This is a genomic window from Roseobacter sp. HKCCA0434 (assembly GCF_032464675.1).
Classification (GTDB): domain Bacteria; phylum Pseudomonadota; class Alphaproteobacteria; order Rhodobacterales; family Rhodobacteraceae; genus Pontivivens.
In genome coordinates this window covers 1-2295 of record NZ_JAWDKL010000054.1, presented here as the reverse complement: position 1 = coordinate 2295, position 2295 = coordinate 1, and the positions used below count along the sequence as shown (strand labels likewise).

The window sequence follows — 2295 nt, the reverse complement described above, 5'->3', positions numbered from 1 at the left end:
GGCCAAGACCTCGGGCGGGCGCGGCGGCTTCGGCTTCGTGCTCGCGGTGCTGCTGGCGCTGATCGCGGCGGCGGTCTACCTGCTCGCGCCCGATCTGGCGATGGCGCTGCCGCCCGCGGCCCCGGCGCTCGACGCCTATGTCGGCTGGGTCGACGGGATGCGCCAGACGATCTACGCGACCGTGCAAGGCTACCTGCAGCCCTGATCACCGGGCGGGGGGCTGACCCCGCCCTGTCAGAACCGCTCCAGCAACCTGCGGTAATACTCCCGCTCCGCCTCGGGCCGCGCGCGGTCGCCCGAGCGGCGGCGGATCTCGGCCATCAAATCGGCGACCGAGCCGATCGAACCGCCATCCGGCACGGTCTCGCCCTCGCTGCGCAGGGTGGAGCCGTTGGAGGTCGGACGGCCCAGCGGGTCCTCGCTTTCGCCCTCGCCGCCCTCCTCGGCACTCTGCTCGCCGGGGCGCGGCTCGCCTTCCTCGCCGGGGCGGTTCTCGATGGCGCGCAAGGCCTCGCGCAGCGCATCCATCGCCTCGGCCTGTTCGTCGAGCGCGCGCCGCCCATCGCCGTCGCGCAGCGCGTCGCGCGCCTCGCCCATGTCACGCTGCGCGCGGTCGAGCGCCTCGCCGGTCTCGCCCTCGCCGAGACCCTCGCGCTGCTCCAGATCCTCCAGAAGCTCGCGCAGCGCCTCCTGCGTGTCGGCGAGGCCCTGCAGGCCCTCGCCATTGCCGAATCCCTCGCGGAACTGGCGCTGCAATTCCTCGAAGGAGCGATCGGCCAGGTCCTGCTGCTGGCGCAGGCCGTCCTCGACGCCTTCCTGCGCGCTGCCCTGGCCCTCGCCCTCGCCTTCCTGGCCCGGCATGCCTTCGCCCTGACCCTGCCCGTTCATGGACATGGTCATGTTCTCCATCAGCTGCGCCAGCTGATCGAGCAGGCGCTGCGCTTCCTCCATCCGGCCCTGCTCGGTCAGCTCCTGGATGCGGTCCATCAGGTCCTGGAGATCCTGCTGGCTCATCTCCATGCTCTCGCCCATCTGCTCCTCGGCGCGCTGCTGCGCCTCGGGGTCGTTCTGCATCTGCTCGGCCATCTCGCGCATGAAGTCGCGCATCGCCTCGCGCAGGTCCTGCATCAGCTCGGCGATTTCCTCGGGGCTCGCACCATCCTGCATAGCCTGGCTCAACCGCTCCTGAGCGCGGCGCAGGGCCGCGGCGGCATCGGCCAGTTCGCCGTCCTCGATCATCAGGGCGACGTCCCACAGCGCCGCCGCGATCCCGTCGAGCTGATCGACCACCTCATCGTTGGCGCGGGCCGTCTCGATCAGCGCGATCGCGGCACCCATCGCCTCGAACACGCCCTCGGGCACCTCGTACTCCTCGGGCGCGTAGGACACCGCACGCAGGATCCGCGCCGAGCGTGCGGCATTCGCCGCGGGCGCCCACAGCATGTCGCGCCGCATCTCCACAACCGCGCGGCTCAGCGGGTCGAAGAAGGAGCGGCGCGGCAGGTCCATCGCCAAGGCCTCGCTGCGCCCGGTCTGTCCCGCACCGTCCACGACCTCCAGCCGCAGCCGCACCGGCAGAGCGGCGAAGGGATGGGTCGAGAAATCCTGCGTCACCACATCGCGCACGCTGGCCCCGGCACCGCGCGGCAGCGGGATCTCCGCCACCAGCGGATCGCGCGGCATCGGCTCGGGCTCCAACCCGTAGCGGCGATCCACCGCGTCCACATCCAGCTCCGCCACCACGCGCAGCGTCGCCACTGCGAAATCGTCCTCGGCCAGATAGCCGATGCGCGTGGCCCCCGCCTCCGCCCGCCCGATCTCCCCGTCGAAGGCGACGGTCGGCACCTGGTCGCCCTCCACCACGAAGCGCCAGGTGGCGAGGGTCCGCCCCCGCCGCGTCAACGCGAGGCTGCCGTTGCGGTCGAGCGTGAGCCGCGCGTCGGCCAGACCCTCGCCGCTGTCACTCAGCGCCGCGGCGTCCGTCACGTCCTGCTCCAGCGCGAAACCGGTGCCATAGGCGCGCAGCGCGATCTCCGTGCCCTGCGGCAGGCGCAGCGGGCGTTCCTGATCCGCGCGTTCCGTGAGGTAGATCACCGGCTGCCCGGTATAGGCGGGCGGGGTCGCCCACGCCTCGAAGGTCGGACCCGCCGCCTCCGCCGTACCGATCGCGCCGGTCAGGCGGGGCCACCACGCGCCCTGACCGAAGATCAGCGCGGTGACGAAGGCGACGACCACCGCGAGCCGCAGCGCCAGCGGATCCTGCCGCGCCACCCGCAGGTCGGGCCGCGGCGGGCG

Annotated in this window: 1 protein-coding gene and 1 pseudogene; one reads left to right on the top strand and one right to left on the bottom strand. The window is 72.6% G+C overall.

The window, feature by feature from the left end:
• Window positions 1-205: pseudogene (locus RX333_RS17175) on the top strand (thioredoxin); the annotation flags it as partial.
• Between the two features lie 29 nt (window positions 206-234).
• Here RX333_RS17175 and RX333_RS17170 read toward each other — a convergent pair.
• Window positions 235-2295: DUF4175 domain-containing protein (locus tag RX333_RS17170; RefSeq protein WP_316016190.1), on the bottom strand; the 2061-nt coding region annotated here is incomplete at its 5' end.